This is a genomic window from uncultured Parasphingopyxis sp. (genome assembly GCF_937129435.1).
Classification (GTDB): domain Bacteria; phylum Pseudomonadota; class Alphaproteobacteria; order Sphingomonadales; family Sphingomonadaceae; genus Parasphingopyxis.
Window position 1 is genome coordinate 1 of the sequence record NZ_CAKZNF010000070.1, and the last position, 20,496, is coordinate 20,496.

Consider the following 20,496-nt stretch of genomic DNA (forward strand, 5'->3'; position numbering starts at 1 on the left):
GGCCTCCCACTTAGTGTATTCTCATGGGAGGCCGGGTGGGGGTGCGGGCTGGTGCGGCGCTCGACCGAAAGGTCGAGACTGACAATACCAACTTTACCCCAGCGGCATCAGCGCGGCGACGATCCAGCGTTCTTCGCCGCGCAGCAGACCCCAGGCGCGCGCCGCGGCGCGGCTGTCCATCGCTTCGACGCCGATCTCCTGCGCCTCCAAAGCGGCCACGAATTTCGCTGGCGGGCGTTTGAGCATATCGCCGGTGCCGAGGAGCAGGAATTCGGGCGGCGGCGAAATGGCGAGCAGCCCGGCGAGCGAAGACGCCTCGAGCGCCTCGACGGACGGCGCGTCCCAATCCTTCGCATCGTCGGGCGTCAGCCAGAGCCCGCCGGGCACGATCCGGTCCGCGACGCGAAAGGCATTGCCGGCAAAACCGGAAACCACCGGCCCCGATGCCTCGTCCTCGCGGTTCAGCGAAACCACTAGCGGGTATAGCCCTCCTTATGCTCGGCCTTGGGGCCGCGCGCATCGTCGGGTACGAAGGTGTCCGGACCGACCTTGAGCCAGATCAGGATCGGCGCGGCCATATAGACCGAGCTGTAGGTGCCGACGAAAATGCCGAGCGTCATCGCCGCGGTGAACCCGAAGATCACCTCCGGCCCGACGAAGAGCAGCACCACGAGCGCGACGAGCATCGTCAAGCTCGTCATCACCGTGCGCGCGAGCGTCTCGTTCACCGAAAGGTCGAGCAGCGCGATAATTTCCATCTTGCGGTATTTGCGCAGATTCTCGCGAATGCGGTCGAAAACGACGATCGTGTCGTTGAGCGAATAGCCGATGATCGTCAGGATCGCAGCGACGATGTTGAGGTTGAATTCCAGCTGGGTCAGCGCGAAGAACCCGAAGGTCAGCGCCACGTCATGGAACAGCGCGAACAGCGCAGCGACGCCGAACTGCCATTCGAACCGGATCCAGATGTAGATCGAAATCGCGAGCATCGCGAGGCCGAGCGCCCAGGCGCCGGCCGAGTAGAGTTCGTCCGAGACTTTGCCGGAAACCGAGTCAACCGAATCGATCCGGACGCCCGGGAAATTCTCTTCCATCATCTCGGTAACGCGTTCCGCCGTCGACTGGGCGACTTCGACATCGCCGCCTTCGGCTTCGATCTCGCGCAGGCGAACACTGACCTGATTGGGTTCACCGAAGCGCTGGATCGAGGCGCCATCGATTCCGATACCCTGGATTTCTTCGCGCAATTCGGCGACCGGCGCCTCCTGATCCTGCGTAAAGGTCGCCTGGATCATCTGGCCGCCGGCGAAATCGACGCCGTAATTGAGGCCCTTGATCGCAACGAGCGCGAAGGAGGCGGCGATCGTCATGAAGGAGATCGCCATGGCGATGTTCCGCCATTTCAGAAAGCCGATATTGGTATCGTCGGGAACGAGCTTGAGCAGCCTCATATGTGGAGCTCCTTGGGCCGGCTACGCCGGATCCAGACCGCGACCATCATCCGCGTCACGGTGACGGCGGTGAAAACCGAGGTGATGATGCCGATGACGAGCACGACGGCAAAGCCTCTCACCGGGCCCGAGCCGAAGGAGAACATCAGCACGCCGGCGATGACGTTCGTGATGTTCGCATCGAAGATCGCGCGGCTGGCTTCCTTGTAACCCGTCTGTACGGCATCGATCAGCTTTCGCCCGCGCCTCTGCTCCTCGCGTATTCGCTCGTTGATCAGCACATTGGCGTCGACCGCCGCGCCGACCGTCAGCACGAAGCCGGCGATACCCGGCAGGGTCAGCGTCGCATCCATCAGCGCCATCACTGCCAGGATCAGGAACAGGTTGAGCGCCAGCGCGACATTCGCATAGACGCCGAACCGGCCATAGGTGACGATCATGAACGCCATCACGGCGACGGTGGCGATGATCGCGGCAAGCCCGCCCAGCTCGACCGATTCCTGGCCGAGTTCGGGACCGACCGTGCGGTTCTCGACCACGGCGAGCTCGACCGGCAACCGGCCCGAGCGCAGCGCGATCGCGAGTTCGCTGGCCGTCTGCACCGAGAAGCTGCCCGAAATCTGTGCATTGCCGCCCAGGATCGGCTCGTTGATCCGCGGAGCGGAGAGCACCTCGTCGTCGAGGATGATGGCGAACGGCCGGCCGACATTTTCCTGCGTCACGCGGCCGAACTCGCGCCCGCCCTCTGCATTGAACGTCAGGTCGACCGTCGGCTGGCCGGTCTGCTGGTCATAGCCTTGCTGCGCGTTGACGAGCTGGTCGCCCGAAACCATCACGCGCCGCTGCACGATCACACAGCCCTGCCCCTCGGTCGCGTCGGCATAGGGAAAGGCTTCGCTCCCGATCGGCGCGTTGCAGGACAGCGAGTCCTCGGCGCTGGCATCGAAATTGACGAGCCGGAATTCGAGGCTCGCCGTCCGCCCGAGCAGGCTCATCAGCGCGTCGGGATTGTCGAGGCCCGGCACCTGGACCACGATCCGCTGCGCGCCCTGACGGATGATCGTCGGTTCGCGCGTGCCCAATTCGTCGATCCGCATGCGCACGACTTCGGTCGCATTGCCGACCGCCGAGTCGATGGCGGCTTCATTGCCGGCCTCTGTGGGGGTCATGACGATCCGAAGCGAATCGACATTCTCGACATTCCAGTCGCGCTGGCCGGTCAGGCCGACACCCTCGGTCTGCGCGCGCGCGATCTCCATCGCCTCGTCAAGCTGCGCCTCGTCGCGCACCGTGAAACTGACCCGCCCGCCACTACGGGATATGTCGCCGATACGGACGTCCGCCCGGTCCATCGAATCCTCGATATGGTCCGCCATGTTCTGGACGCGCTGGGCGAGGAATTCCTCGGTCTGTGCTTCGAGCAGGATATGGACACCGCCCGACAGATCGAGGCCGAGGTTGATCGAAGGCTGCGGCAGGAAATTCGGTATCTGGTCGCGCTGCGCCTGGGGCAGCAGGCTCGGGATCGACAGCAGCACGCCGATCACGAGCATGATCGTGATGCTCCAGACCTTCCAGGGCGGAAAATCGTTCATGAATGTATCAGTCGTTTGCGGCTTTGCCCGCATTGGGGCCGGTGACGCTGGAAAGCGTGGACTTGATCGCACGGACCTTCTGTCCGCCGCCGAGATCGATCTCGACCTCCTCGTCCATCACCTTGGTGACCTTGCCGAGCAGCCCGCCGCCGGTGACCACGCGATCACCGCGCTTCACCGCCGTGATCATGTCGCGATGTTCCTTCATCCGCTTCTGCTGCGGACGGATCAGCAGGAACCAGAAGATGACGAAGATCAGGACGAGCGGGAGAATATTGACGATCAGGCTCGTCGCGCCGCCGCCGCTCGGTGCGGCGCTTGCCAATACGGGTGAAATGGACATGTTGCGGACCTGTTTGAAAAACCGGAATATGGGGCGCCTGTAGCGACCGACAAGATGGCGCGCGCCTATCACGGCGGGCGGCCATTACGCAACTTCTATTGGTGTTGCGCGAAAGGCGCACTAGTGTGCGCGGGACATTCTGATATCGAAATTGGGGAGAGAGACCATGATCATCGTCGAAGGCTGGATCAAACTTGCCGAGGGAGAGATCGACCGGCTGCGGGACAAGGCGCTGACGATGATGGAGGAAACGCGCAAGGAGGAGGGATGCCTGCTCTACGTCTATTCGCGCGAGGTCGAAAACCCGGATACGATGCGGATTTCCGAACGCTGGGCCAATCAGGAGGCGCTCAATGCGCATGGTAAGAGCGCGCACATGGCGGAATTCAACAAGGCGATGGCGGGAGCGAAGACCCTGGGCGCGAGCGTGCAGGCCTATCCGGCCGAAGAGGGGCGGACGCTGCTCGGCGGAGATTGAGGGAAGGGTTTTAGTTTGTCAGAATTTCCCTATCGGGAAGTCGCCGTACCAGCCCTCTCCCCCACCCGGCCTCCCATTCAGGATACACTCGTGGGAGGCCGGGTGGGGGGAAGGCTGGTGCGGCGCTCAACCGAAAGGTCGAGCCTGACAATTCAACCAACCTTGCCAACCGCGCCGCCGCGCCCTAAAGCGCGCCCCGCTGGATCGGGGCGTAGCGCAGTCCGGTAGCGCATCATACTGGGGGTGTGGAGGTCGCTGGTTCGAATCCAGTCGCCCCGACCAGCAATTTTCTCGCAGGGCCGAAACCACAAAAGCCGTTTTCGCTGTCCTACGCTGTACCATATGGGATATTTTCCGGCCCCCTTTAGAACCGGAGAAACGTCCATGTCTATCCTGACCGGCCTCATCGGGCCGATTTCCACCGTCATCGACCGCATCCTTCCCGACCGCGAAGCGCGCGAACGCGCGAAGCTCGAACTGCTGAAGCTCGAGGGTACGCAGGAGGCCGAGGCGTTGCGCGTGCAACTGTCCGCTGTCGTCGCCGAAGCGCAATCGGCCGATCCCTGGACCAGCCGGGCGCGCCCCAGTTTCCTCTATGTCATGTATGCGATGCTGCTCTGGGCGCTCCCCATGGGCCTGATCGCCGCGATCCGCCCCGAGGCCGCGCAGAATATCGCGGCCGGAATGAACGCTTACCTCAATGGCATCCCCGAGCCACTCTATGCGCTCTTCGGCACCGGCTATCTCGGCTACACCGCCGCCCGGCAATGGGGCAAGATCAAGGGCGTGGACCGGTAGGGGGTCGGTTGCGTCAAGCAAGTGTCAAGCAGGTGTAAAGTTGGTCGTTGTTTTGTTTGTCAGGCCTCGCCTACGGCTCGGCGCCGCACCGGCCCGCACCCCCACCCGGCCTCCCATCCAGGATACGCTCAGTGGGAGGCCGGGTGGGGGTGCGGGCCGGTGCGGCGAACTTCCGAAAGGAAGTTTCTGACAAAACTACGCCGCCTGCTGGAAAGCCCTCAGCGTCTTGCCCAGCATCGTTTCGAGTGTTTCGCGGCGATAGGGCTTGGGCATGATCGGGAATTCGCCGCCTTCGCCGCGCGCCGCCGCCTCGCTGTAACCGGTGGCGAGCAGGATCGGCAGTGTCGGTTTCTGCTGCCGGACCTCGGCGGCAAGATCGAGTCCGCTGTCTCCCGGCATCACGATGTCGGAAAAGACGATATCGAAGCCGGCAGGGTCGTCCTGCAGGGCGATCCGTGCTTCTTCGGCGCTCGCGGCGTGGACGATCTCGCAGCCCATGTCCTCGAGCAGCGACTGGGCGAATTGCGCCACGGTGCGGCTGTCCTCGACGAGGAGGATCCGCGTACCCCGCGGCACGGCATCGCCCGTTTCGGATACCGGCGCTTCGACAATATCTTCCACGCTATGATGCCGCGGCAGAAACAGCTTGAGGGTCGTGCCCCGGCCTTCGGTGCTCGCGATGTCGATGCGGCCGCCGGACTGCACGGCAAAGCCATAGGCCTGGGACAGGCCCAGCCCCGTTCCCTTGCCCGGCCCCTTGGTGGTGAAGAACGGTTCGAAGACGCGTGCCCGGACGTCGGGCGGCATGCCCATTCCGGTATCGGAGATCGAAAGCCGGACCTCCTCGCCATTCTCGCCGCTGACATTGCGCGTCGTGATCGTCAGCGTGCCCTGTTCCTCCATCGCATCGCGCGCGTTGATCGCGGCGTTGAGGATCAGGTTGCGAAGCTGGGTCGGATCGGCCTTGATCTGCCACAGATCGGGCGCGGTGGCGTTCAGAACGCGGATGTTGGAACCGATCGACCGGGCGATCAGATCGCTCATATCGGCGATCATCACGTTGAGATTGATCACCTGCGGCTGCAGCGGCTGGCGGCGCGCGAAGGACAGAAGCTGGCTCGTCAGTTCGGCGGCGCGGTCCGCTGTCTCGATAATGGCATTGACGTGGCGCAGGCGTTTTTCCTCGGTCAGCCGGTCCGATTTGAGCAATTCGGCCGAACCGCGCACGACGGTCAGCAGGTTATTGAAATCGTGCGCGATGCCGCCGGTCAGTTCGCCGAGCGAGCGCATCTTCTGCGACTGGAGCAGCGCCTCGTTCGCCTGGGCCAGTCTTTCGCCTGTCTCGTGCCATTCCGAGATGTCGCGGACCTGCATGGAGAAGCCGGCGAACCGGCCGTCATCGTCATAGATGGGCTGGATCGTGACATCCGCGCGGAACCGTGTCCCGTCCTTGCGGATCCGCCAGCCCTCCTCATGAAACTCGCCGGTTTCGCGAGCCTCGAAAAGCGCACGCGCCGGCTTTCCCGCGTCGCGATCTTCCTGCGTGTAGAATTTCGAGAAATGCTCGCCGACGATTTCGTCTTCGGTATAACCCTTGATCCTTTCGGCGCCAGGATTCCAGTTCGTCACCCGGCCGGTGCGGTCCAGCATGTAGATCGCATGATCCTTGATCCCCTGCACGAGCAGACGGAACGCTTTTTCGCTGACCGAAAGTTTTTCGTCGAACGACTTCTGTCTGCTCGCGTCGTAGGTGAAGCCGACGAAGCCCGTGAGTTCCCCTGCCTCGTCGCGTTTCGCCAGAATGACGAAACGCATCCAGGCGCGGCCGCCATCGAGCCTGAGGCGCCAGCCCTCGCCATCCGCCCGCCCGAATTCCACGGCCCTGCGGAGATTGTCGCCATAGCCTTCGCCCGGCTTGGCGCCTTCCGGATAAAAGTCCGAGAGCGGCCTCCCCACGACCTGCGCCGCCACATTCGCCCTGTAGTTGGCCGAATAGGATTCCCAGCGCACGCAGATGCCCTCGGTGTCCAGCTCATATAGTGCAAATTCAGTGACTTCGGCCATCACTTGCCGAAGGCCCGGGTCATCCAGCAGCCGGTCCATATTTACGCCCCAATCCGCCATGGGATTCGGCCTATGCGAAAATGGTTTACAGCTTCTTACCAAAACCGAACTTGCGAGGCCTTTCCAACACCATATATCCACCTCCATGACCGATCATCGCAACGACATCACCTGGCACGGCACGACCATCCTTGCGGTACGCGACAAGGACAAGGTCGTCATCGCAGGCGACGGCCAGGTGTCGATGGGCCAGACCATCATGAAACCCAACGCGCGCAAGGTACGGCGGCTGGGCGACGGCAGCGTCATCGGCGGCTTTGCCGGCGCGACGGCAGACGCTTTCACGCTGTTCGAACGGCTCGAGAGCAAGCTCGAGCGCCATAGCGGGCAATTGATGCGCGCGGCGGTGGAACTTGCCAAGGACTGGCGCACCGACAAATATCTGCGCAACCTGGAGGCGATGATGGCGGTCGCCGACAAGGATGTGACGCTGATCCTGACCGGCAATGGCGATGTGCTCGAGCCGTCGGACGGCCTCGCGGCGATCGGATCGGGCGGCAATTACGCGCTGGCCGCGGCCCGCGCGCTGCTCGATTACGAAAAGGACGCCGAAAAGATCGCGCGCAAGGCGATGCAGATCGCGGCCGATGTCTGCGTCTACACCAACGACCAGCTGACCATCGAAACGCTCGACACCAAGGGCTGACGGGTTAAGGACAGCGGCGTGACCGCGTTCCTGACCCGCCGAGATTTCGCCGCCGGATCGGCTGCGCTGGCGCTGGCCGGCTGCACCAATCTCGCCTCGCGCCCGATCGCCGGTTCGGCCGCGCCAACCTGTCTCCCCCGCCTCGATGTCGCGCCCGACCGGGTGATCCGCAGCGTGGCGGGCCTGCGCCCCTATCGCCGCTCGGGCTATCGCGTCGAAATGGAAGCCGTCGGGGAGAAACGCGTCGTCCATAATTACGGCCATGGCGGCGGCGGCATTTCGCTGAGCTGGGGTTCGTCGCGCGAAGCCCTGGTGCTCGGTTTGCCCGGCCATTACGGGCCGGTCGCCGTGCTGGGAGCCGGTGCGCTCGGCTTGACCTGCGCGCGCCTGCTGCAGGAAGCCGGCTATCAGGCGAACATCTATGCCAAGGCGCTGCCGCCGAACACGACGTCGAACATCGCGGGCGGGCAAATCCTGCCCTCGACCCATTTCGAACGCGAACATGTCACCGAGGAATGGCTGGCCAAGGAACGTCTGGCAGCCGACTATACGCGTCGGCGGATGCAGATCGATGTCGGTGAGGATTACGGCATTCGCTGGATCGCGACGTACGACCAGGGCCATCGCACGCTCCGCCCCGACCTCCGCCCTTTCTACCCGGGGCGAGAATCGCTGGCCCCCGACGCGCACCCCTTCCCTGCCGATCGCGTCGACCGGTACATGACGATGTATGTCGAGACGGGCCGATGGCTCGCCTCGCTGCTGCGCGATGTGAGGATCGCCGGTGGTGGCGTCGCGGTGCGCGAGTTCCGCGATCGGGCCGAGCTTGCGACGCTTTCGGAAACGCTGATCTTCAACTGCACGGGCCTCGGCTCGCACGAACTGTTCGGCGACGAGGTGCTCGAACCCGTGCGCGGCCAGCTCGCGATCCTCATCCCGCAGCCCGAGGTCCAATATGCCTATTCCGCCTCGCCGGGATATATGTTCCCGCGGCCCGACGGCATCGTTCTCGGCGGGACGTTCGAACATGGCGAGTGGCAGGCCGAGCCGCAGCCCGAAGACATCGCGGCGATCGTCGAGCGGCATCGCGACTGGCTCGCGGGCTGGCGTTGCGGCGCGCAGGGTTGACGGCGTCCCGTCCCGCCCCATCTTTTGGCAACACCTACTCCCGATGGGGCTGAGCCTGTCGAAGCCCTGATTTTCTTTTGACTACAGGAAAGAAGGACAGCCCTTCGACAAGCTCAGGGCAAACGGAAACGGATTGAGACAGAAGACATGAACGACGCCCTTACCCCCAAAGCCATCGTCGCCGCGCTCGACGAGCATATCGTCGGCCAGAAGGAGGCGAAGCGCGCGGTCGCGGTCGCGATGCGCAACCGCTGGCGGCGGCAGCGGCTGCCCGACGATCTGAAGGGCGAGGTGACGCCGAAGAATATCCTGATGATCGGGCCGACCGGCTGCGGCAAGACCGAGATTTCGCGGCGGCTGGCCAAGCTCGCAGATGCGCCGTTCATCAAGGTCGAGGCGACCAAGTTCACCGAAGTCGGCTATGTCGGCCGCGACGTCGAACAGATCGCGCGCGACCTGGTCGAGGATGCGGTGCGGCTGGAGAAGGACCGGCGGCGCGAGGCCGTGCGCGAGGACGCGGCGAAGGCGGCGATGGAGCGGCTGCTCGATGCATTGACGGGCAAGAACGCCAGCGAGGCAACGCGCGAAAGCTTTCGCCAGCGGATCACCGACAACCATATGAACGACACCGAGGTGGAGATCGAGATCGAGGATGCCGGCGGCATGCCGATGGAGATCCCCGGCATGGGCGGCCAGGTCGGCATGATCAATCTCAGCGACATGATGGGCAAGGCGTTCGGCCAGAACCAGAAGAAGCGCCGAAAGATGCGCGTTGCCGATGCCTGGGACAAGCTGGTCGATGAGGAATCCGAAAAGCGGATGGACCAGGATGATGTCGCGCGCACCGCCATCGCCGATGCCGAGGCCAACGGCATCGTCTTCCTCGACGAGATCGACAAGATCTCCGTCAGCGATGTACGCGGCGGATCGGTCAGCCGCGAGGGTGTCCAACGCGACCTGCTGCCGCTGATCGAGGGAACGACGGTCGCGACCAAATACGGGCCGATGAAGACCGACCATGTGCTGTTCATCGCATCGGGCGCCTTCCACGTCGCCAAGCCGAGCGACATGCTGCCCGAGCTTCAGGGCCGCCTCCCGATCCGCGTGGAGCTGCGCGCGCTAACCGAAGAGGATTTCGTTCGCATCCTGACCGAGACCAAGGCAAACCTTCCCGAACAATATCGCGCGCTGATCGGCACCGAGGGTGTCGCCATCGAGTTCACCGAGGACGCCATTGCCGAGGTCGCCCGGATCGCGGCCGAAGTGAATGGCGAGATCGAGAATATCGGCGCCCGCCGCCTGCAGACGGTGATGGAAAAGCTGGTCGAGGAAGTCAGCTTCGCCGCTGGATCGGACAAGGGCGAAGGCGATACGCTGCAGATCGACGCCGCCTATGTGAAGGATCAACTCGCCGACATCGCCCGCGACACCGACTTGAGCAAATACGTCCTTTAGGCGAGATTGGCGCGGCCAATGCCGTTACCGTTTCTCGCCCGCCTCCGCCCGGTCTCGATCGCCAGCTATGCGGGCTTTCGCAACGAAACCCGCATTCACCTGCGTGCCCGCGTGCTTCGACGCAACCCGCTCGACTGGCAGACCAGCGGAGGCGCGCGGAAATTCCTGAAACTCGCGCAGCTCTACGCTTCGCACGAACTGGCCGGCGTCACGGTCCGTCTGGACGCACATGGCCAGCGATGGGAGAGCACAACCGACGACGAGGGTTTCGTCCTGTTCGACGAAGCGATCGACGAACGCGCCCTCCCCCATCATCCGGCGTGGGAAACGGGAACGCTGACCCTTCCCGACCATGAGGACGCAAAGTCCGCCCCGGCGTCGCTGCTCGCACCGGGCGGCCATGAGCGGCTCGGCATCATCTCCGACATCGACGACATGATCGTCGAAACCGGCGCGCATGATTTCCTGTCGAACTGGCGGCGCTTCCTTCTCGACATGCCGTCCGACCGGGTCGCTGTGCCGGGCGCCGCCGAACTCTATGGCCGACTCGGCGATCCCACGGGTCCGGGCCCCGAACGAGAGCCGTTGCGACCCTTTTTCTATATCTCTTCCAGCCCCTGGAACCTGTACGGTTTTATCACCGAATTCATGGCGGTGAACGGCCTGCCGCACGGGCCGATGCTGTTACGCGACTGGGGTCTGAGCCGCGATACGCTCGGCAAGTCGAGCCATGGCCGGCACAAGGCCGATGCGATCGAGCATATCCTGTCCTTCTATCCCGATCATCGCTTCATCCTGATCGGCGACGATACGCAGGGCGATGCCGCGGCCTATGCCCATGCCGTGCAGACCTATCCCGGCCGGATCGCCGGCGTGCTCATCCGCACCGCGACGGGCGAGACCGTCCCGGAGCGGATCGCCCCGGCACTGCAGGACATCGCCGCGGCAAAAGTGCCGTTATGGGCTGGCCCGGCCTATGACGTTTCGCACAGGATTCTGGATCATTTCGGAATGGCCGAGGACGGGGAGACCGATGCGGTCGCGGGGATCGAACGGAGAAGTGACTAGCAGCGATCGACCACCGTGCTGAAATAATGGTCGCCGTCCGGCCCGTAATAGGCGAACTCGACCTCGGCGCCGGCTTCGATGATCTCGCGATCGGTCGCGTTGCTGCACACGTCGCGCCGGGTCGTCTCCGTCATTCGCGCGCGATTGGCCTCAAGCCTGTCGGCCGGCACCTCCTGCGCCACGTCATAGCGGTAGCGGATGCGCCGGCCCCGCGCGCGTGCCCGCGTCAGCGTGGTGATCTCGTCGATGCGGATCGGCGCCTCGGCGTTGATCTGTTCGGCCGCATTGTCGAGCAGCGCCGCGAGGTCGGGGTCGACGATGGCGCTTTCGAGCCCATCCCCGATATCGGTTTCCGGATCGGCTGAGGGTGCCGGCGCCGGCGCGCTAGCCTCACTTTCGGCGGCCGTGCCGCCTTCCCCGCCGATCATGAACCAGACGGCAGCGCCTGCCGCGACCAGCACGACAAGCGCAACAAGTGCAATGACATAGCGGTTCATCCGGCGACTCCCTGGCCGGCGCTATTTCACGACAGAGGACGGTCCGCAAGCGCTTTGCGCGGGCGCGCGTTGGTCCCGATCAGTCGCCGCGGCCCGGCCTGCGGAAGCGATAGACGACCCGGTCGGTCTGCCCGCGGATTGCCGGATCGAACACGCTTGCCTCATGGTCGTCATCGGGATTGCGGAGCAGGCTCAATTCCTCCTCGAACACGAAGCCTGCATTTTCCATGACCTGCCGGATTACGGTTGGATCGATACGGTGCGTTTCGGCGACTTCTGCGCGCGTATCGACACCGGCCGGTCCGACATGATCGACGATCCCGACAATCGCGCCCGGGCGCATCGCGGCATAGAGGCGGGCCAGGAATGGCTCGGGCTCGGTACGCGGCAGAGATTCCGCCTCGTGCCACAGATCGTGGAAGACCATATGAAAGAGTGCGAAGTCGACGCTTTCGGGCGGCAGTACGAAATCGTCGAACGCCAGCGGAAGCGACGCCGCGTTCGGCACCCGGTCGGCACCGATACCGCGCCCTGCAAAAATCTGCTCGATATTGAATTGCGAGACGACGCCCGGCGGATTGTGCGCCAGCACGAAGCCTTCGGGCCCGACGGCGCGCGCCATCAGCTCCGAATAATAGCCGCCGCCCGCCATCACATCGAGCGCGACATCGCCATATTCGAGGCCGAGAAAGCCGAGCACGGCCACGGGCTGCCGACTCTCGTCGAGCGCGGTATCCTGTTCGGCCCGGTCGTCCATCGCGAATGCCCCGGCGACATCTGCAGGCTCCGCCGCAGCCGGCATCGCCGCCATCAGCATCGCCGCCGCCAACATCGCTCCCAAAATCTTCCGCATCGCATCTCTCCCCCGATTGTGCCGCACATCATAGCGCGACATCGCATTCCGGCAAAACGATGGCGTATCCGGTCGCAAAATTCACAAATTTTCGACCTAGGACACATTGGGGTCGCTGAAATGCCGTTTTGCGTATGGAGTGTGGGCCATGGATGAAACCGTCGAACCGCCGCGCCCCTGGGTCATCAATGTCGGCAAGAGGCTGCGGCCCTGGGTCGACAAGCGCATCGAGAAGAGTTCCGATGTGCCCAATGATCCTGTGCTCGATCCTGCTGCTTTCGATTTCACCCGTCTACTCGAAGACAATTGGGAAGCGATCCGCGCGGAAGCAATGGCGGTCGGCGCCAATCCCGACCGGGTGCCCGCGCTCGACGAGATATCGCCCGATCATCAGGGCATTGCGCCGGCCGGTAAATGGCGGTCCTTTTTCCTCTGGGGCTATGGTTATCCTGTAACGGAGAACCTCGCCCGCTGTCCGAAAACGGCCGAGATCGTTTCGCGCATCCCGGGCCTCAACAGCGCCTTTTTCTCGATCCTGAAGCCGGGCACGCACATTCCCGATCATCGCGGCGTCACCAAGGGGCTGCTGACCTGTCATCTCGGCCTGCAGGTTCCGAAGACCGGCGATTGCCGGATGCGCGTGCATGAAGAGATCGTCCGTTGGGAAGAGGGCAAGACGCTCGTCTTCGACGACACCTATCGCCACGAGGTGTGGAACGACAGCAACGAGACGCGTTTCATCCTGCTCGTGCAGGTGAAGCGGCCCGCGCATTTTCCCGGCAACATGATCGGCGGCGCGTTCCTCTGGGCGGTCAAGCGCACGCCTTTCGTGCAGGAAGCGCGCGCCAATATCGCGAGCTGGGATGCGGGCCTGAAAAATCTGGAGGACGCGCGCAACGCCGGTTGAGCGCGCCCTTCGGCAGATCTGTCCTAGCCGGTCCGCTTGACCGCGTCGCGATGGGCGCCGACGCCGTTCTTGCGGCGCCGGTTGCGACGCGCGCGGTGCGGCTTGTCGCTATCGGGACGCTTGGCATGTTCGGCCTTGCGCCCGCCGCGCCCGGAACCCCGGCCACCATTGCCGCCGCCCTTCGGCGCCGGCTTGGGCAGCTTTTCGGCCTCCGTCACGAAGCCCTCGGGCAGCGGCCGCGGCGTCAGCTTGACGCCGGTCAGCTTCTCGATCGACCGCAAATAGCCTCGCTCGTCGGCCTCGTTGACGAAGCTGACGGCAATGCCGCTCGCGCCGGCGCGCGCGGTGCGGCCGATGCGGTGGACATATTGTTCGGGCACGTTGGGCAGGTCGAAGTTGAAGACGTGGCTGACCGCCGGGATGTCGATCCCGCGCGCCGCGATATCGGTCGCGACGAGATATTTGATCTGCCCGTCGCGGAAGGCGCGCATCGCGGCCTCGCGCTGCGGCTGGCTCTTGTTGCCGTGGATCGCCGCGGCCTCGATGTCGGCGCCCGCGAGGAAGCGGACGATCTTGTCGGCGCCGTGCTTGGTGCGGCTGAAGATCAACGCGCGTTCGATATCCTCATCGCGCAGCGTCAGCGTCAGCAGCGCCTGCTTTTCGCGCTGGTTGACGTGGGTCGCATATTGCTCGACGCGCTCGGCGGTCGTCGCCTGCGGCGCGACCTCGACCTTGACCGGATCGGTCAGGAAGCCGGCGGCGAGCTGCTCGATGCTCTTCGGCATCGTCGCCGAGAAGAACAGGCTCTGCCGATCGTTGGGAAGCATCTTGGCGATCCGCTTGAGCGCATGGATGAAACCGAGATCGAGCATCTGGTCTGCTTCGTCGAGGACGAAGATCTCGACCCATTCGAGCGTCAGCGCGCGCTGGTCGATCAGATCGAGCAGCCGGCCCGGGGTGGCGACGAGCACGTCGACGCCCTCGGCGAGCTTGCGCTTCTGCTTGCCGACGGGAACGCCGCCGAACACGGTTTCGATGCGCATCCGCAGGTTCTTCGCATAGCCGCGCATATTGGCAGCGATCTGGCTTGCCAGCTCGCGGGTCGGCGACAGCACGAGCATGCGGCACGATTTGGGTTCGGGCCGGACGTTCTCTTCGGCGAGATAATCGAGCGAGGGCAAGGCGAAGGCCGCGGTCTTGCCGGTGCCGGTCTGCGCGATGCCGCACAGATCCTTGCCGTCGAGCAGCGCGGGAATGGCCTGCACCTGGATCGGCGTCGGCGTGTCGTAATCCTTCGCGGCAAGCGCACGCAAAATAGGCTCGGCCAGGCCGAGATCGGAAAATTTGGTCATGATTGTCTTTCGAATAGCAAAGGCTCGCGCACGCCCGGTGGGCGCGCGGTCGCGGGTTGGAAACGACCCGCGTGAAATGGGAAGCCTCGGTAAAACCTCAGCGCAAGATTTCCGGCCGGGTCCGCTTGCAAAAGCGGGCGTTCACGCTGCCGGATGTTGATGGGGCGACGGATCGCCCGATTGCTGCGCTGCAGCGGCATATGGGCGCGATGCGTTAAATTAGCAAGAAGATTGCGTGCTCGCCCTGTTTCTGCGAGCCCGCAGCTTCATATCCGCCCGTCAACGAACACCGCCGCGCCGCGCATCGATGCTGAGTCTTCCGGGGCCGTGCGCGTATAGCATCAGCATACCGCCGGCGATGGCGATATTCTTGAGCATCAACGTCATCTGCATCTGATCGTCGGGAACATAGTGATAGAGAAATGCCGTGACGAGGCAGAAACCGGCGAGGAGCAGGGCTGCAGAGCGCGTGAAAAGCCCGACGATGAGCGCAAGTCCGGCGGCGATTTCGAACAGCGCGGCCGGCCAGGCCAGAAACGCCGGGATGCCACCCGCGACCATATATTGCGTAAAGCCTTCCATAGCTTGCGTTTTCTGGAATCCGGCAAGCACAAAAATCAGCCCGAGAAAAATTCGGCCCAGCAAGACGATCATGGCACCCTCCCCATCACTTCCTTTTATGGCAGCGAGAGTGCGCCCTTGCGCGCTGCCCTGTCAATCCGCGGCCCCGTGTCTTCGGGGCAATGACTTCTTGATACTCGCCGCCCGGCGCTCCATCTTGGCGTCATGCTGATCGAAACCGAAACCACACCGAACCCCGCAACGCTCAAATTCCTGCCCGGCCAGCAGGTGATGGCAAATGGCACACGCGATTTCGCTTCGCCCGAAGAGGCCGAAGCCTCGCCGCTGGCCGAAGCCTTGTTCAATCACGGCGATATCGTCGGCGTCTTCTTCGGCAGCGATTTCGTGTCGGTGACGGCCGCGCCGGGTGTCGACTGGAACGACCTCAAGCCCGATGTGCTGTCGGTGCTGCTCGATCATTTCGTCAGCGGTGCGCCGCTGTTCAAACCGGGAAGCGCCGCCGAGATCGCCGTGCCCGACGAGGAAATCGCCGACGACCCCGAAGACGCCGAGATCGTCGCGCAGATCCGCGAGCTGATCGACACGCGCGTGCGGCCGGCCGTGGCGCGCGATGGCGGCGACATCGTCTATCGCGGTTTCCAGCAGGGCAAGGTGTTCCTGCAGATGCAGGGGGCCTGTTCTGGCTGCCCCTCCTCCACCGCGACGCTGAAACAGGGCATCGAACAGTTGCTGAAGCACTATGTGCCCGAAGTAACCGAAGTCCGCGCGCTTTAGCCTTCCTCTCCCCGACCGAAAGGACGCCTCATGGGTACGCCGCTTTCCCCCGACGGCCTCGACACGATTTTCCGCACCGCGCGGACCTATAACGGCTATCAGGACAAGCCGGTCACCGAAGAGCAGATCCGGCAGATCTACGGCCTCCTCAAAATGGGGCCGACATCGGCCAACCAGCAGCCGGGCCGGTTCGTCTGGTGCCTGAGTCAAGAGGCGAAGGACAGGCTCGCCGATTGCGCGGGCGGGGCGAATCCACCGAAGATCAAGGCGGCGCCGGCCGCCGTCGTGATCGGCATGGATCCCGATTTCCACGAGCACCTGCCCTGGCTCTTCCCGCATACCGATGCGAAAAGCTGGTTCGAAGGCGATCCCGAAGGCCGCAAGGAACATGCCTTTCGCAATTCCTCGCTTCAGGGCGCCTATTTCATTATCGCCGCGCGGGCGATCGGCCTCGATACAGGGCCGATGTCGGGCTTCGATCACGACAAGGTCAACGCGGCCTTTTTCGAAGGCACGAAATACAAGGCGAACTTCATTTCCACGCTCGGCTATGGTGACCCGGAGACGATCTTCGATCGCAGCCCGCGCCCCGAATTCGAAAAGTTCAACAGCGTCCTCTGACGTCCGGTGCGAACACTGGCCATCGATACCGCGACCGAAGCCTGTTCGGTCGCCCTGTTCGATGACGACCGGCTGGTGGCGCATCGCCACGAGGTGGTCGGCCGCGGCCATGCCGAAAAGCTCGCCCCCATGCTCGCCGGGCTTCCCGGCCGCGGGCGGGCCGGCCGCGTTCTCGTCGATTGCGGGCCCGGCAGTTTCACCGGGCTGCGTGTCGGCCTCGCTATGGCGCGCGCGCTCGCGCTCGCCTGGAAGGCGCAGTGTGCGGGCTATTCCTCGCTCGCATTGATGGCGGCGGCGGAGTTTGCCAAGAAAGACGCGCCCGACCGGCTGGCGGTCGCGATCCTGGGAGGCCATGGCGAAATGTTCGTCGAGCGATTCCAACGAACGCCCTTTGCGTCACTGGCGCCATTTGCTTCGCTACGGCCGGACGCCGCGGCCGAGGTGATCGAAGAGCCTCTGGTCATCGGCAACGCCGCACATGACGTCGTTGCACTGCGCGGCGGAGGCGAAGCACGCGAGGCTCTGCCGGATGCGGCGGCGCTGTCGTGTCTTCCGGCCGAGCGCCGCAACCTTCCGCCGGCACCGATCTACGGCCGGGCGCCCGACGCCAAGCCGCAGCAATGAGCACGGTCGCGCCCCGCCCGATCGACATCGTCGAGGGAAATCTCGCCGATCTCGACGCGGTGATGACGATCATGGACGCAGCCTTCGATCCGGCCTTCGGCGAAGCCTGGTCGCGCGGCCAATGTGCGGGCCTGCTCGCGCAACCGCGTTGCTGGCTGACGCTGGCGCGGACCGGTCCGCACGAGATGGCGGGCTTTGCGCTTTGCCATTTCATCATAGACGAGGCCGAACTTCTCCTGATCGCCGTCCATCCCGACTATCGGGGAGCCGGTATTGCCCGCACGCTGATAGAACATTGCCGCAACGATGCCAGCGCGATGGGCGCAAAACGCATCCATCTCGAAGTTCGTGAAGACAACCCTGCGGAACATCTTTATCGTCAAATGGGTTTTGAAACAATCGGCCGCCGCCCTAAATACTATAAAGGAAAAGACGGCCAAAAATATGACGCGATCACCTTGTCATATAATATAAGCGGTAGAAACATTTCATCGTGATTGCGCTGGTTAATCCCACCTTCAACAATTCACCGAAGACGCCTTAATATCCCTTGCATAGGGCCGAAACCATCGACTAAGGGGTTGCAGACTGCAACCGAGCAGTTTGGTTTCAGTGAAATCAAGGGATCGATCAATGACTGAAGAAACGGATATGAGCGAGACGCTCGTGACATTGACTGCCGATATCGTGTCGGCACATGTGAGCAATAACAGCGTGGCGGTCTCCGACCTGCCGCTTTTGATCAACAGCGTCCATGGCGCGCTCACCGCACTTGATAGCGGTGCCGAAGAGGAAACACCCGAGCCGGCAGTGCCGATCCGGTCGTCGGTCAAGCGGGACTATATCGTCTGCCTCGAAGACGGCAAAAAGCTGAAAATGCTCAAGCGTCACCTCAAGACCGCGTTCGACATGACGCCGGACGAATATCGCCAGAAATGGGATTTGCCGTCGGATTATCCGATGGTCGCGCCGGCCTATGCCGAGCAGCGCCGCGATCTGGCGAAGAAGATCGGCCTCGGCCGCAAGCCGGGCACCAAGGTGCGCAGCAAGAAATAGCGCCTTCCCCCGAACAGGATAAAGGCGGCGGATCGCTTTTCCGCCGCCTTTCTCTTTTCAGCCTGCCGGGAATTGACTAGAGCCGGTTCATGGACCGGAAAATCGACGTCGAAGAGCTTTGCCACGAAAAAGGGCTGAGGATCACCGAGCAACGCCGGGTGATCGCCCGCGTGCTGTCCGAATCCGAAGACCATCCCGATGTCGAGGCTTTGCACGAGCGCGCCTCGGCGATCGACAGCGGCATTTCGATCGCCACCGTCTACCGCACCGTGCGGCTGTTCGAAGAAGCCGGGATCCTCGAACGCCACGATTTCGGCGACGGGCGGGCACGCTATGAAGCAGCCGCCGAAGAGCATCACGATCACCTGATCGATGTCGAAACCGGCAAGGTCATCGAATTCGTCGACCAGGAGCTGGAAGACCTGCAGCGGCGCATCGCCGAAAAGCTCGGCTACAAGCTCGTCGATCACCGGATGGAACTGTACGGCGTGTCGCGCGACCGCGACAACTGATCCGGAGCCTCGAAACGGTGCGACTGGCATTCCGGCTCTTGTGGCTTCTCGGACTCATATTGTTCTGTGTGCCGCTTCACCTGCTGTGGCGGCTGTTTCGAATGCGCTCGCCATGGCCACAGCGCTTTCTCGGCTGGACGGGCCGCGCCGTCGGCATGAAAGTGACGGTCGTCGGCACCCCTGCACGGCAACCGACACTATACGCCGCCAATCATCAGAGCTGGATCGATATCCTCGTTCTCGGCGGGGCGACAGGCGCGTCCTTCGTATCGAAGGAAAGCGTGAGGCGCTGGCCGGTCGCGGGCTGGCTGGCGACGATGGTGGGGACGATCTACATTTCCAATTCCGATCGCTCGGCCGCGGCAGATCAGGCCGGTGCGATCCGCAACGCGCTGCACAAGGGCAAGTCGGTCGCCTTCTTCCCCGAGGGCCGACTCGACAACGGTGAGCTGCTGCCCTTTCGCCCGGCGCTGTTCGGCGCGGTCATCCCGCCCGATCACCACCAGCCGATCCTGATCCAGCCGGTGGCGATCGACTATGGCGAGGCGCGCGACGAGGTGATCTGGCCCAGCCGGACGAAGGCGGGAAAAAATGCCATACAGGTGATGAGCCGCCGCGGCACGGCGAACGTCACGCTGACCTTCCTCGAGCCGTTCACGCCGGAGAGCGAGCACCACCGCCGCGACGCGGCAACCCATGCCGAAACCGCGATCGCCGATGCGCTCGGCATAGAAACGGCGCGCGAGGCGGCGTGACGACCGAGCCGCCCGAAACCTACCCGCCGATCGGGTGGTTCGGGCCGGTCCGCTTTGTTTTGCGGTTCCTGGCGATGCTGATCTGGATGATCGTCTGCGTCGCGCTGCACTATCTGGTGGAACGCCCGATGCGACGGCTGATCAATGGCTGGCGCGGCAACCTGCCTGTCTTTGGCGCGACACTGGCAGTCGTGCTGCTCGCCGCACTTGGCGGATTCCAGATGCGGCAATCCTGGTATCCGGCTGCCGACGCCGACAGCATCGCGTCAGGTGGACTGTTCATTGATCATGGCGGCGACCGGACAGTTACCCTGATCGGCGACAGCCATGCGGCCATGTATGCGCGCGCACTGGCCAGGGTCACCTCCGAACTGGGCGTGAACCTGCAGGTGCTGGCCAGCCCGTCGCGCAACCACCTGCCGGGAGCGCAGGCTTCACTCTGGCCGGACATCCGACGGGCGGTCGAGGACTTCCCCCCCGATGTCGTGATCATGACCCACAAGTGGTCGTTCATGCTGGCGCCCGGCAGTCCGGCACTTTGCGAGAGCCTGCGGTTTCTGGTGCCCAGGACAGGGCAGGTCATCCTGCTGACCCAGCCCCCTTACCTCCCCTTCACCTCACCAAGAGAGGTTGTGAGGAAGGACAATCAGGGACCATTTCTGGAGCAGGAGCGCATTCACCAACAGCGTGTCACGGGCAATATGGCGGTTCGAGCAGCCGGCGGTGCCAACGTCACTGTGATCGATGCGGCATCGTTGTTTGAACAGTCAAAGGACAGTGTGCTGCAGATGATGAAGCAGGTTTCCAGCTGTCTGTGTAAGACCCGATCCCGGTTGACTAGGCCGCGGTCGATGTCTCACGTCGTTCGGTCCATACC

General features: G+C 63.6%; 25 protein-coding genes and 1 tRNA gene. 17 read left to right on the top strand and 9 right to left on the bottom strand.

Going from position 1 to position 20,496, the window contains the following annotated elements:
* Nucleotides 1–93: 93 nt before the first annotated feature.
* Genes Q0139_RS11450 through yajC form a run of 4 tightly spaced genes read right to left on the bottom strand, consistent with a single transcriptional unit; the run spans nucleotide 94 to nucleotide 3,389 of the window.
* Complete coding sequence (locus tag Q0139_RS11450; RefSeq protein WP_298021863.1) at nucleotides 94–474, bottom strand: MTH938/NDUFAF3 family protein; 381 nt, start codon at nucleotides 472–474, stop codon at nucleotides 94–96.
* Nucleotides 474–1,451: a protein translocase subunit SecF gene (gene secF, locus Q0139_RS11455; RefSeq protein WP_298021866.1), complete on the bottom strand. Its 978-nt coding sequence runs from the start codon at nucleotides 1,449–1,451 to the stop codon at nucleotides 474–476. Before secF ends, Q0139_RS11450 begins: the two co-directional genes overlap by 1 nt.
* Nucleotides 1,448–3,046 (bottom strand): protein translocase subunit SecD, encoded by a 1,599-nt coding sequence (gene secD, locus Q0139_RS11460; RefSeq protein WP_298021869.1) that lies wholly within the window; start codon nucleotides 3,044–3,046, stop codon nucleotides 1,448–1,450. Before secD ends, secF begins: the two co-directional genes overlap by 4 nt.
* 7 nt (nucleotides 3,047–3,053) lie before the next feature.
* On the bottom strand, nucleotides 3,054–3,389 hold the full coding sequence (gene yajC, locus Q0139_RS11465) for a preprotein translocase subunit YajC (RefSeq protein ID WP_298021872.1): 336 nt from the start codon (nucleotides 3,387–3,389) through the stop codon (nucleotides 3,054–3,056).
* Nucleotides 3,390–3,555: 166 nt separating this feature from the next.
* On the opposite strand from yajC, the gene Q0139_RS11470 reads away from it, so the two are divergent.
* The 3 genes from Q0139_RS11470 (at nucleotide 3,556) to Q0139_RS11480 (ending at nucleotide 4,665) form a co-directional block, all read left to right on the top strand.
* Entirely contained in the window at nucleotides 3,556–3,867 is a 312-nt protein-coding gene (locus Q0139_RS11470) for a putative quinol monooxygenase (protein WP_298021875.1), read from the top strand.
* A gap of 205 nt (nucleotides 3,868–4,072) precedes the next feature.
* Nucleotides 4,073–4,149: transfer RNA gene (locus tag Q0139_RS11475), tRNA-Pro, on the top strand.
* A 102-nt stretch (nucleotides 4,150–4,251) separates the two neighbouring features.
* On the top strand, nucleotides 4,252–4,665 hold the full coding sequence (locus Q0139_RS11480) for a holin family protein (RefSeq protein WP_298021878.1): 414 nt from the start codon (nucleotides 4,252–4,254) through the stop codon (nucleotides 4,663–4,665).
* Between the two features lie 195 nt (nucleotides 4,666–4,860).
* Here the strand turns inward: Q0139_RS11480 and Q0139_RS11485 are convergent, their stop codons facing one another.
* Nucleotides 4,861–6,789, bottom strand: coding sequence for a PAS domain-containing sensor histidine kinase (locus Q0139_RS11485; RefSeq protein ID WP_298021881.1), 1,929 nt, complete (start codon nucleotides 6,787–6,789; stop codon nucleotides 4,861–4,863).
* An 85-nt stretch (nucleotides 6,790–6,874) separates the two neighbouring features.
* On the opposite strand from Q0139_RS11485, the gene hslV reads away from it, so the two are divergent.
* The 4 genes from hslV (at nucleotide 6,875) to Q0139_RS11505 (ending at nucleotide 11,086) form a co-directional block, all read left to right on the top strand.
* The gene (gene hslV / locus Q0139_RS11490) at nucleotides 6,875–7,435 is read left to right on the top strand and encodes an ATP-dependent protease subunit HslV (protein ID WP_298021884.1); all 561 of its coding nucleotides are present in this window, start codon (nucleotides 6,875–6,877) and stop codon (nucleotides 7,433–7,435) included.
* 18 nt (nucleotides 7,436–7,453) lie between these two features.
* Nucleotides 7,454–8,563, top strand: a complete 1,110-nt coding sequence (locus Q0139_RS11495) for an FAD-dependent oxidoreductase (RefSeq protein ID WP_298021887.1) — start codon at nucleotides 7,454–7,456, stop codon at nucleotides 8,561–8,563.
* 147 nt (nucleotides 8,564–8,710) lie between these two features.
* Nucleotides 8,711–10,018 carry an ATP-dependent protease ATPase subunit HslU gene (hslU, locus tag Q0139_RS11500; RefSeq protein ID WP_298021890.1) on the top strand — a complete coding sequence of 436 codons (1,308 nt, stop codon included), beginning with the start codon at nucleotides 8,711–8,713 and terminating at the stop codon, nucleotides 10,016–10,018.
* Nucleotides 10,019–10,036: 18 nt separating this feature from the next.
* The gene (locus Q0139_RS11505) at nucleotides 10,037–11,086 is read left to right on the top strand and encodes a phosphatase domain-containing protein (protein ID WP_298021893.1); all 1,050 of its coding nucleotides are present in this window, start codon (nucleotides 10,037–10,039) and stop codon (nucleotides 11,084–11,086) included.
* On the opposite strand, the gene Q0139_RS11510 is transcribed toward Q0139_RS11505, so the two are convergent.
* Nucleotides 11,083–11,583, bottom strand: a complete 501-nt coding sequence (locus Q0139_RS11510; RefSeq protein ID WP_298021896.1) for a hypothetical protein — start codon at nucleotides 11,581–11,583, stop codon at nucleotides 11,083–11,085. The genes Q0139_RS11505 and Q0139_RS11510 overlap by 4 nt on opposite strands.
* 79 nt (nucleotides 11,584–11,662) lie before the next feature.
* Nucleotides 11,663–12,436, bottom strand: a complete 774-nt coding sequence (locus Q0139_RS11515; RefSeq protein ID WP_298021898.1) for a methyltransferase — start codon at nucleotides 12,434–12,436, stop codon at nucleotides 11,663–11,665.
* A gap of 148 nt (nucleotides 12,437–12,584) precedes the next feature.
* Between Q0139_RS11515 and Q0139_RS11520 the strand changes: the two genes are divergently transcribed.
* Complete coding sequence (locus Q0139_RS11520; protein ID WP_298021902.1) at nucleotides 12,585–13,343, top strand: aspartyl/asparaginyl beta-hydroxylase domain-containing protein; 759 nt, start codon at nucleotides 12,585–12,587, stop codon at nucleotides 13,341–13,343.
* A 23-nt stretch (nucleotides 13,344–13,366) separates the two neighbouring features.
* Here the strand turns inward: Q0139_RS11520 and Q0139_RS11525 are convergent, their stop codons facing one another.
* A complete protein-coding gene (locus tag Q0139_RS11525) occupies nucleotides 13,367–14,695 on the bottom strand; it encodes a DEAD/DEAH box helicase (protein WP_298021905.1) in 1,329 nt (442 codons plus the stop codon).
* A 71-nt stretch (nucleotides 14,696–14,766) separates the two neighbouring features.
* Here Q0139_RS11525 and Q0139_RS11530 point away from each other — a divergent pair, with 71 nt between their 5' ends.
* A complete protein-coding gene (locus Q0139_RS11530; protein WP_298021907.1) occupies nucleotides 14,767–14,913 on the top strand; it encodes a hypothetical protein in 147 nt (48 codons plus the stop codon).
* Between the two features lie 61 nt (nucleotides 14,914–14,974).
* Here Q0139_RS11530 and Q0139_RS11535 read toward each other — a convergent pair whose 3' ends face one another.
* Nucleotides 14,975–15,349 carry a DoxX family protein gene (locus Q0139_RS11535; RefSeq protein WP_298021910.1) on the bottom strand — a complete coding sequence of 125 codons (375 nt, stop codon included), beginning with the start codon at nucleotides 15,347–15,349 and terminating at the stop codon, nucleotides 14,975–14,977.
* Between the two features lie 132 nt (nucleotides 15,350–15,481).
* Between Q0139_RS11535 and Q0139_RS11540 the strand changes: the two genes are divergently transcribed.
* The 8 genes from Q0139_RS11540 to Q0139_RS11575 all read left to right on the top strand — a co-directional run.
* Nucleotides 15,482–16,051, top strand: a complete 570-nt coding sequence (locus tag Q0139_RS11540) for a NifU family protein (RefSeq protein ID WP_298021913.1) — start codon at nucleotides 15,482–15,484, stop codon at nucleotides 16,049–16,051.
* A 30-nt stretch (nucleotides 16,052–16,081) separates the two neighbouring features.
* The gene (locus Q0139_RS11545; protein ID WP_298021916.1) at nucleotides 16,082–16,672 is read left to right on the top strand and encodes a malonic semialdehyde reductase; all 591 of its coding nucleotides are present in this window, start codon (nucleotides 16,082–16,084) and stop codon (nucleotides 16,670–16,672) included.
* 6 nt (nucleotides 16,673–16,678) lie between these two features.
* A complete protein-coding gene (gene tsaB / locus Q0139_RS11550; RefSeq protein ID WP_298021919.1) occupies nucleotides 16,679–17,296 on the top strand; it encodes a tRNA (adenosine(37)-N6)-threonylcarbamoyltransferase complex dimerization subunit type 1 TsaB in 618 nt (205 codons plus the stop codon).
* Entirely contained in the window at nucleotides 17,293–17,793 is a 501-nt protein-coding gene (gene rimI / locus Q0139_RS11555) for a ribosomal protein S18-alanine N-acetyltransferase (protein WP_298021922.1), read from the top strand. The genes tsaB and rimI overlap by 4 nt, the downstream gene beginning before the upstream one ends.
* A gap of 136 nt (nucleotides 17,794–17,929) precedes the next feature.
* On the top strand, nucleotides 17,930–18,352 hold the full coding sequence (locus tag Q0139_RS11560) for a MucR family transcriptional regulator (RefSeq protein WP_298021925.1): 423 nt from the start codon (nucleotides 17,930–17,932) through the stop codon (nucleotides 18,350–18,352).
* A gap of 89 nt (nucleotides 18,353–18,441) precedes the next feature.
* The gene (locus Q0139_RS11565; protein WP_298021928.1) at nucleotides 18,442–18,864 is read left to right on the top strand and encodes a Fur family transcriptional regulator; all 423 of its coding nucleotides are present in this window, start codon (nucleotides 18,442–18,444) and stop codon (nucleotides 18,862–18,864) included.
* A gap of 101 nt (nucleotides 18,865–18,965) precedes the next feature.
* A complete protein-coding gene (locus Q0139_RS11570) occupies nucleotides 18,966–19,619 on the top strand; it encodes a 1-acyl-sn-glycerol-3-phosphate acyltransferase (RefSeq protein ID WP_298021931.1) in 654 nt (217 codons plus the stop codon).
* Nucleotides 19,616–20,496, top strand: an 881-nt coding sequence (locus tag Q0139_RS11575) for an SGNH hydrolase domain-containing protein (protein WP_298021934.1), incomplete at its 3' end; no start/stop codon positions are given. The genes Q0139_RS11570 and Q0139_RS11575, both read left to right, overlap by 4 nt.

Bases quoted from the DNA above. Each gene is read 5' to 3' on its own strand.
- secF (WP_298021866.1), bottom strand. From the start codon at position 1,451: ATGAGGCTGCTCAAGCTCGTTCCCGACGATACCAATATCGGCTTTCTG.
- secD (WP_298021869.1), bottom strand. From the start codon at position 3,046: ATGAACGATTTTCCGCCCTGGAAGGTCTGGAGCATCACGATCATGCTC.
- yajC (WP_298021872.1), bottom strand. From the start codon at position 3,389: ATGTCCATTTCACCCGTATTGGCAAGCGCCGCACCGAGCGGCGGCGGC.
- Q0139_RS11470 (WP_298021875.1), top strand. From the start codon at position 3,556: ATGATCATCGTCGAAGGCTGGATCAAACTTGCCGAGGGAGAGATCGAC.
- Q0139_RS11480 (WP_298021878.1), top strand. From the start codon at position 4,252: ATGTCTATCCTGACCGGCCTCATCGGGCCGATTTCCACCGTCATCGAC.
- Q0139_RS11485 (WP_298021881.1), bottom strand. From the start codon at position 6,789: ATGGCGGATTGGGGCGTAAATATGGACCGGCTGCTGGATGACCCGGGC.
- hslV (WP_298021884.1), top strand. From the start codon at position 6,875: ATGACCGATCATCGCAACGACATCACCTGGCACGGCACGACCATCCTT.
- hslU (WP_298021890.1), top strand. From the start codon at position 8,711: ATGAACGACGCCCTTACCCCCAAAGCCATCGTCGCCGCGCTCGACGAG.
- Q0139_RS11505 (WP_298021893.1), top strand. From the start codon at position 10,037: ATGCCGTTACCGTTTCTCGCCCGCCTCCGCCCGGTCTCGATCGCCAGC.
- Q0139_RS11510 (WP_298021896.1), bottom strand. From the start codon at position 11,583: ATGAACCGCTATGTCATTGCACTTGTTGCGCTTGTCGTGCTGGTCGCG.
- Q0139_RS11515 (WP_298021898.1), bottom strand. From the start codon at position 12,436: ATGCGGAAGATTTTGGGAGCGATGTTGGCGGCGGCGATGCTGATGGCG.
- Q0139_RS11520 (WP_298021902.1), top strand. From the start codon at position 12,585: ATGGATGAAACCGTCGAACCGCCGCGCCCCTGGGTCATCAATGTCGGC.
- Q0139_RS11525 (WP_298021905.1), bottom strand. From the start codon at position 14,695: ATGACCAAATTTTCCGATCTCGGCCTGGCCGAGCCTATTTTGCGTGCG.
- Q0139_RS11535 (WP_298021910.1), bottom strand. From the start codon at position 15,349: ATGATCGTCTTGCTGGGCCGAATTTTTCTCGGGCTGATTTTTGTGCTT.
- Q0139_RS11540 (WP_298021913.1), top strand. From the start codon at position 15,482: ATGCTGATCGAAACCGAAACCACACCGAACCCCGCAACGCTCAAATTC.
- Q0139_RS11545 (WP_298021916.1), top strand. From the start codon at position 16,082: ATGGGTACGCCGCTTTCCCCCGACGGCCTCGACACGATTTTCCGCACC.
- rimI (WP_298021922.1), top strand. From the start codon at position 17,293: ATGAGCACGGTCGCGCCCCGCCCGATCGACATCGTCGAGGGAAATCTC.
- Q0139_RS11560 (WP_298021925.1), top strand. From the start codon at position 17,930: ATGACTGAAGAAACGGATATGAGCGAGACGCTCGTGACATTGACTGCC.
- Q0139_RS11565 (WP_298021928.1), top strand. From the start codon at position 18,442: ATGGACCGGAAAATCGACGTCGAAGAGCTTTGCCACGAAAAAGGGCTG.
- Q0139_RS11570 (WP_298021931.1), top strand. From the start codon at position 18,966: ATGCGCTCGCCATGGCCACAGCGCTTTCTCGGCTGGACGGGCCGCGCC.